The organism is uncultured Pseudacidovorax sp. (assembly GCF_913773995.1).
Taxonomy (GTDB): Bacteria; Pseudomonadota; Gammaproteobacteria; order Burkholderiales; family Burkholderiaceae_C; genus Xenophilus.
Map to the genome: position 1 here is coordinate 20,914 of NZ_CAJYES010000246.1, position 7,365 is coordinate 28,278.

General features: G+C 71.6%; 6 protein-coding genes. 4 read left to right on the forward strand and 2 right to left on the reverse strand.

Features of this window, described 5'->3' with window-relative positions:
• Positions 1–97: 97 nt before the first annotated feature.
• A complete protein-coding gene (locus QZ772_RS23650; RefSeq protein ID WP_295531969.1) occupies positions 98–1,717 on the reverse strand; it encodes a hypothetical protein in 1,620 nt (539 codons plus the stop codon).
• A gap of 289 nt (positions 1,718–2,006) precedes the next feature.
• Positions 2,007–3,053 carry an NAD-dependent epimerase/dehydratase family protein gene (locus tag QZ772_RS23655; protein WP_295531972.1) on the reverse strand — a complete coding sequence of 349 codons (1,047 nt, stop codon included), beginning with the start codon at positions 3,051–3,053 and terminating at the stop codon, positions 2,007–2,009.
• Between the two features lie 118 nt (positions 3,054–3,171).
• On the opposite strand from QZ772_RS23655, the gene QZ772_RS23660 reads away from it, so the two are divergent.
• The 4 genes from QZ772_RS23660 to QZ772_RS23675 all read left to right on the forward strand — a co-directional run.
• The gene (locus QZ772_RS23660; RefSeq protein WP_295531976.1) at positions 3,172–4,029 is read left to right on the forward strand and encodes a phosphatase PAP2 family protein; all 858 of its coding nucleotides are present in this window, start codon (positions 3,172–3,174) and stop codon (positions 4,027–4,029) included.
• A 5-nt stretch (positions 4,030–4,034) separates the two neighbouring features.
• Positions 4,035–4,979 carry a lysylphosphatidylglycerol synthase domain-containing protein gene (locus QZ772_RS23665; RefSeq protein ID WP_295531989.1) on the forward strand — a complete coding sequence of 315 codons (945 nt, stop codon included), beginning with the start codon at positions 4,035–4,037 and terminating at the stop codon, positions 4,977–4,979.
• A 20-nt stretch (positions 4,980–4,999) separates the two neighbouring features.
• Entirely contained in the window at positions 5,000–6,058 is a 1,059-nt protein-coding gene (locus QZ772_RS23670) for a glycosyltransferase family 2 protein (protein ID WP_295531980.1), read from the forward strand.
• Positions 6,051–7,365: glycosyltransferase family 39 protein (locus tag QZ772_RS23675; RefSeq protein ID WP_295531983.1), on the forward strand; the 1,315-nt coding region annotated here is incomplete at its 3' end. The genes QZ772_RS23670 and QZ772_RS23675, both read left to right, overlap by 8 nt.

Sequence of the window (7,365 nt, forward strand, 5' to 3'; positions counted from 1 at the left end):
CTGCGTCGGGCACGCGGCCGAACGTGGTTCCTCCGCGCCCGAGGCCGCCGGCGACCGTGGTCGTGTCGCCTTGACCCCACGGGTTCAGGCATGGGGCTCAGACATTCCAGCTCGAGACGACGAAGCGCATCGTGCCTCGGATGCCTGGCGACGTCGGCTGGGGCGCCTGGGCATCCCCCTGGCCCGTGCTGTCGAAGTCGATGGTGGCAACGATTTCGCCATTGGGCGACTGCTGCAGCGGCAGGTTCACGTCGGCCTCCCTGATGCCGTTGCCCTGCCAGGCGTATTTGGCGCGCCAGCTGCCCCCCGCGGCTGGAGGCGGTGTGATCTCCAGGACGAGCGCGTTCTGGAACAGGTAGCCGCCCTCGTAGTGCTCCTTGGTCCACAGAATGCCGTCCACCTCGTAATCGGGCACGCGCACGCCGACGGACATCGCGTAGGCCAGCGAGGGGCGCTTGGGATTGACCCGCGCCTTGCGGGAGAGGAACACGCTGGACAAATACTGCCGCGGCTCCTCTTGCCAGGTGCGATGCCGCACGCAGGCCACCGAGTCCTCCTCGGCCTTGCGCCGCGTCAGATACCAGAACTTGCCGCGGGGCGAGGCGTTGAGCTCGATCTGGTACAGCGCGTCCACCTTGCCTGCCATCGCCGGTGTGGACAGCTTCTCGGGCAGGCGGATCTCGGAGATGTCCATCCAGATGTCGATGCGGACGTCGCCGAAGAGGAAGCGCACGAGGTTCTGGTAGGCCTCTTCACTGTTGACGATGCCGTACGGGCCGGAGTGGGAGCGGTAGGCGAAGGCCTTCGCGCACTGTGTGCCGATCGTCCCGTCGTTGTTCAGGGCGCACAGCGTCGCGTTCTCGATGCGCACCAGTCCATCGCTGCCATGACCGACGAAGGTGCGCGATAGACCGGCAGCCACCTCATAGTCGAGGCGATTGGTGCCGACCATGCAGAACACGTTGCGCGAAGGAAAGCGAGACTCCGGAATGAGGTCCACCCGGCCCGTCGCCCCGAAAGCGGTTTTCAGGTCCAGGTAGTCCGCCATGGTCTGGCGGTTGAAGTTGGCCACCTTGAACGGCGTGAGCCACGAGGGCACGTTGGTGCTGGCGATCTCGATGCCGTTGTGCGGCGTGGCATAGGTGAACAGCCGGGAGACGCAGTCGTGCGTGCCCATCGGATCGAGGGCGGGGTTCTGAAGGAAGGCCCGGCAGATGAGCCCGCCCATGGAATGCGCCACCAGATAGCAGCGGAAGTCCGCGGGCTGCATGTTGTTGGCGGGGTTGGCACACACCAGTTCGCGCACCTGGGCCACGAGCGCGCTGAGGTCTCGCGCCGAATCCTGGATGGATGGCGTCGACTGCCCACCGAAGGCCGTGGCCGCCACGTCGTAATAGCGGAAGACGATCACGCAGGCGTTGCTCAGCCTGTTGCCCGTCGGCGTGCCGTCGGCCCCCACTTCCCACTCGGGATCGAGGATGTCGTAGCCGTCTTCGAACGCGTCGGCGTAGCCGTAGTCGGAGGCGAGGCGCACCATCGGTGATTCGAAGATCTGCTTGCGTGGCTTGTCCGTCTTGTTGGGGCGCGCGCGCAGCGTCGTCGATCCGATATTGAAGCCGTTGAAGGGGTCGAAGGAAGTCTCGTCGATCTCGTTCTGCGTCATCGCGAAGCCGCGCACGTAGATGATGGGCACGAGTCGGGGTTCTGCCACAGCCATGGTGTTCTCCTGCGCATGAAGCCGGCTGTTGCACGCTTCGCGTGGGACCGGCGCGCCGCGCCGCGTGCCGCGGGGATCGCGGCAGCACCGGCCGGCGGGCAAGATTGTTGGCCTGCGCCCGGCAGGAGGCATCCCCCAAAAATGACATGGACCGCTTGGCTGCCGGCGCGATCATTCGAAGTTTTCTTTGGCGCACCGGGGTGCTCGTAGCGACAGGAATGGAGTGGCTGCGGTGCAGGCTGCATCCTGCAGCCGGGCCAGCTCTCCGGCGACGACTGAAGCGGCTGCCCTAGTGGCTGGTGATGTCAGCGAGAGCGATCGCACTGGGGCGCCGCGTTGGTGTGCTGGCGTCGGCTTCCCACCCCTTCCACCCCTGAAGCCACTGCACGAAGCGCGGCAGGCCCTCGGCCAGCGGCGTGGCCGCCCAGGGGCCGATGGCCGCCTCCAGCCGAGACGGGTCGGCGCAGGTGAGCGCGACATCGCCCACTGGCCGCGGCGCGAAGTTCACCACGGCGCGGCGGCCCAGCGCCGCTTCGAGCTGCGCCACGAAGTCAACCACCCGCACCGGCTGCCGGTGACCGAGGTTGAACACCTCGCACGGCACGCCCTCCGCATCGGGCGCGGGCGGACCGCGCCGCACCAGGCGCAGCAGCGCATCCACCACGTCGTCGATGCAGGTGAAGTCGCGCTGCAGCAGGCCGTGACCATAGAGGGTGATCGGCCGGCCGGCCTGGATGGCCTCGGCGAAGCCCCAGTAGGCCATGTCGGGCCGGCCCCAGGGCCCGTACACCGTGAAGAAGCGCAGGCTGGTGGCCGGCAGGCCGTGCACGGCGGCCGTGGCATGGGCCATCAGCTCATTGGCCTTCTTGGTGGCGGCATAGAAGGAGGCCGGCGCATCGGTGCTGTCCTGCTCGCGGAAGGGCGCATCGGCCCGCTGGCCGTACACGCTCGATGAGCTGGCATGGAGCAGGTGGCGCACGCCGTTCAACCGGCAAGCCTCCAGCACCGAGGCGAAGCCCACCAGGTTGGCCGTGACGTACTCCATCGGCCGCTGCACCGAATGGCGCACGCCAGCCTGCGCGGCCAGGTGCAGCACCACCTCGCAGCGGTGGCGGGCCCAGAAGGCCTGGGTGGCGGACACGTCCGACAGGTCGAGCGCGGCCACCTCCACGCCCAGCGGCGCCAGCAGGGCCTGCACGCGGGCGTGCTTGAGCCGCGGGTCGTAATAGCTGTTGAAGCTGTCGCAGCCCACCACGCGGTGGCCGGCCCGCGCCAGGGCCGCCGCGGCATGGGCACCGATGAAGCCGGCAGCGCCGGTGACGAGCACGGAGGTCATGCGCCGCAATGTGACGCCGCCACAAGTCAGCCATGTGGCATTCAGCTTTCGGTCGCACCGCTGACATGGAGCCTGCCTACCGTCAGGCGGTCCGCGTTGTCCATTGCCCCGCTGCGCCATGTCCTCGACCCCGACCTCTTCTTCCATCGCGTCCGCGGCGCTGCCGATGCGCCGGCTGCCCCTGGCCGTGGCGGCCCTGCTGCTCGGCGCGCTGCTGCTGCGCCTGACCGAGGCCGACCTGCCGCTCTTCCTCGGCCTCAACACGTGGGCGGCCGGGTTGCCCGAGACGCTCTGGTCGGGCCTGAGCGTGCTGGGGCTGGGCCTGTCCATCGGGCTGGTCGGCCTGGCGCTGTCGCCGGGCCGTGAGCGTGGGGCGATGCGGCTCATCAACGCGCTGATGTGGGCCTTTCCGCTGGGTGGGCTGCTCTCGCATGTGCCCAAGCGCCTGTTCGTGCAGCTGCGCCCGCCGGGCGTGCTGCCGCCGGAACAGCTGCATGTGATCGGCGATCCGCTGGTGCACCTCGCCATGCCCTCGGGGCATGCGCTGGCGGCGGTGGCCTTCGTCTGGGTCGTGCTGCACACGCGCCGTTGCTCGGCGGCGCAGCGCGCGCTGCTGTGGGGCATGGCGGCGGCGGTGGCGCTGTCGCGCATCGCGGTGGGCGCGCACTGGCCCAGCGACGTGCTGGCCGGCGCGGCGCTGGGACTGGTGGCGGCGGCGCTCAGCCTGCGGGCGGCGCATCGCTGGGACCTCAGCGGCCTGCTCACGCGGCGCCGGGCCCAGGCGGTGATGGCCGTGGTGCAGCTGGGCGCGGGGTTGGCCATGCTGTGGACGGCGACCGGCTATCCACTGGGCGCTCCGGTGCAATGGGCCCTGGGCCTGGCCGGCGTCGCCGGCGGCCTGCTGCGCCTGCGCCGGGTGGTGGTGACCGCGGTGTCGGGACGCCGCTCTGGCTGGATGGCGGAGCGGGCGGGGTGAGCCCCATGCCGCTGCGTGCCGGTTCCGCGATCCGCCGAGCGATGCAGGCCCTGTCGGCGCTGGTTGCGCTGCTGCTGCTGGCCTGGCTGCTCAGTGGCGTGGATGCCCGCGCCTTGGCCGGCACCGCTCGGCGCATGCCGGCCGCGACCTGGGCCCTGGCGCTGGCGGGCGTGCTGGCCACCTACGGGCTGCGTGCAGCACGGCTGCATGCCGAATGGCGCGCCCGCACCGGCGCGCGCTTCGTCGACTGCCTGGCGCTGTTCGCCTGGCACAACGCGGCCGTGTCGCTGCTTCCGCTGCGCACCGGGGAGGCGGGCTATGCCTGGTGGCTGCATCGCCACTGGCAGGTGCCGCTGGTCCAGTCGCTCCCCAGCCTGATGTGGCTGCGGCTGCAGGACGCGGCGGTGCTGGGCACGATGGTGCTGGCGCTGCTGGTGTCGCCGGCCCTGGCGCTGGCCGCCGTCGCGGCGCTGGCACTGCTGGCCGCCGTGGTGCTGCGCAGTGGCTGGGTCGGCCCGGTGGGCGACGTGGCCGAGCCCGACGGCGCGCCCTGGTTGAAGCGTCTGCTGCAGGGGCTGTACGGCGGCCGCGGCGGCTGGCGTTCGTGGACCCTCTGCGCGGCCAACTGGGGCGTCAAGCTTGGCGTCTCGGCCCTGCTGCTGCATGCAGCGGGGCTGCATCCGGCGGCGCTCGGCTGGTGCGGCGCCGCCGGGGCCGAGGCCGGTGCGGCCCTGCCCCTGCAGGCACCCGCCGGGCTGGGCGTGTTCGAGGCCGGCGCGCTGGCGGGCGTGCATGCCTGTGCCGCGGGCGCCGCGCCGGTGGACGCCGCCACCGTCATCGGCGCCGCCCTGCTGGTGCATGCCCTCTGGCTGCTGGCCAGCGTGGGCGCGGCGCTCGTCGTGCTGGCGGCGCGCCGCGGCCTTGCAGCGCCTGCACAGGCGCTGTCGTGAATCCCAACCCTTGCCCTGCCATGGACCGCATCGACCCCACTCATCTGCTTGCGCGCGACGCCGCGCTGCTGCCGGCGCACCGCCTCTCCGTCGTCGTGCCCATGTACAACGAGGTGGAGAACGCCGCCGCCCTGATCGACGCCGTGCAGGCCGCGTTGGCGGACTATCCGGCGCCCTGGGAGCTGATCGTGATCGACGACGGCAGCCAGGACGGCACCGGCCCCGCGCTGGAGCGCCGCGCCGCCGAGCTGGGTGCGCATGTGCGCGTGCTGCGTCTGGCGCGCAACTTCCGGCAGACGGCCGCCATGCAGGCGGGCATCGACGCAGCGCGTGGCGACGTCATCGTCACGCTCGACGGCGACCTGCAGAACGACCCGCGCGACATCCCGCGCCTGGTGCGTCGCCTGCTGGCCGAGGACCTGGACATCGTGGCCGGCTGGCGCCGCGACCGGCAGGACGGGCTCTGGCTGCGCAAGCTGCCTTCGCGCCTGGCCAACCGGCTGATCCGCCGCGTGACCGGCTTGGACTTCGAGGATTTGGGCTGCAGCCTCAAGGCCTTCCGCGCCGAGACGCTGCGCGAGGTGCGCCTCTATGGCGAGATGCACCGGTTCATCCCCGCGTGGCTGGCGACCGTGACCTCGCCCGCGCGCATGGCGCAAGAGCCGGTGGCGCACCATCCGCGCCGCGCGGGCCAGTCCAAGTACGGCCTCTCGCGCACGCTGCGAGTGGTGGTGGACCTGCTGGCCATCACCTTCTTCATGCGCTTCGCGGCGCGGCCGGGACACTTCTTCGGCGTGCTGGGGCTGTCGGTGGGCGGGGCCGGCGCGCTCATCCTGACCTACCTGGCGGCGCTCAAGCTGGCGGGCCACGACATCGGCGGCCGGCCGCTGCTGTCGCTGGGCTTCTTCTGCCTGCTGGGCGGGCTGCAGCTGCTGATGACCGGCGTGCTGGCCGAGCTGGTCACGCGCATCTACTACGGCGGCCGGCATGGCTCGCCCTATGTGCTGCGGCGTGGCCAGGCCGAGGCACCGCCGGCCGCCGAGGGCTGGTGCACCGGCAGCGCCGATGCGCGTGGCTGAGTTCATCGCGTCGCGGCCCGCGGCCGAGCGCCGGTCGATGGCGCTGTGGGCGCTGGCCATGGGCCTGGTCGCACTGCTGGGCCTGGGGCTGGCGCCGCTGTTCGACGTGGACGAAGGCGCCTTCTCCGAGGCCACGCGCGAGATGCTGGCCAGCGGCGACTGGGGCCACACCACGCTCAATGGCGAGCTACGCTTCGACAAGCCCATCCTCATCTACTGGCTGCAGGCGCCGAGCGTGCAGCTCTTCGGCCTGAACGAGGCGGCGCTGCGCCTGCCTTCGGGCATCGCCACCTGGGCCTGGGTGCTGGCCGTGGCGGCCTTCGCCTGGCCGCGCTGGGGTCACCGTGCCGCCATGCTGGCCGGCACGGTGCTGGGCACCAGCGCGGGCGTGCTGCTGATCGGCCGCGCGGCCACGGCCGATGCGCTGCTCAACCTGTGGCTGGCGCTCACGGCGCTGGACCTCTGGCGCCATGCCGAAGGCGGGCCCGACGCGCGCGCCGCCTTGAGACGGAGCGCCCTGTGGTGTGGACTGGGCGTGCTCACCAAGGGGCCGGTGGCGTTGCTGGTGCCCGTGGCGGCGCTGCTGCTGTGGATCTGCACGTCGGGCCGTGCGCAGCTGGCGGCACGGCTGCGGGCACTGCTGGGCGACGGCTGGGCCTGGCTCATCTTTGTCGCCGTTGCGCTGCCCTGGTATGCCTATGCGCTGCACCGGCATGGCATGGCCTTCGTCGACGGCTTCCTGCTGCGCCACAACCTGCAGCGCTACGGTGGGCCGCTGGAAGGCCATGGGGGCAGCCTGCTGTACTACGTGGTCCTGCTGCCGCTGCTCATGCTGCCGTGGACGCCGCTGCTGGTGCCGCTGCTGGCCCGCGTGCGCGCCACCTGGCGAGAGTCGCCGGGCCGCTACCTGCTGCTGTGGGCGGGCTTCGTGCTCGTCTTCTTCAGTTTCTCGGGCACCAAGCTGCCGCACTATGTGCTGTATGGCTTTACGCCGGTGGCGCTGCTGGCGGGGCGCGAGGCGGCGCGCTGGCTGGAAGGCGCGTCCGATGCACGCTGGGGCTTGCGCGTCCAGGCGGGCCTGCTGGCGCTGTGGCCGGCCGTGGCCGTGGGCGTCACCGCATGGATCGCGCTGCATGCGGCACGCGTGGCCAATCCGCTCTACCGGGCGCTGATCGGGCAGCCGGCCGCGCTCGTCCCGCTGGGCGCCGCGGCCCTGGCCGCAGCGGTTGGCGCGTTGCTGCTGGTGCGTCTGCGTGGGCCGTCACCGGCCACACGCTGGAGCGCGGCGGGTGCCGTAGTGGCCCTGG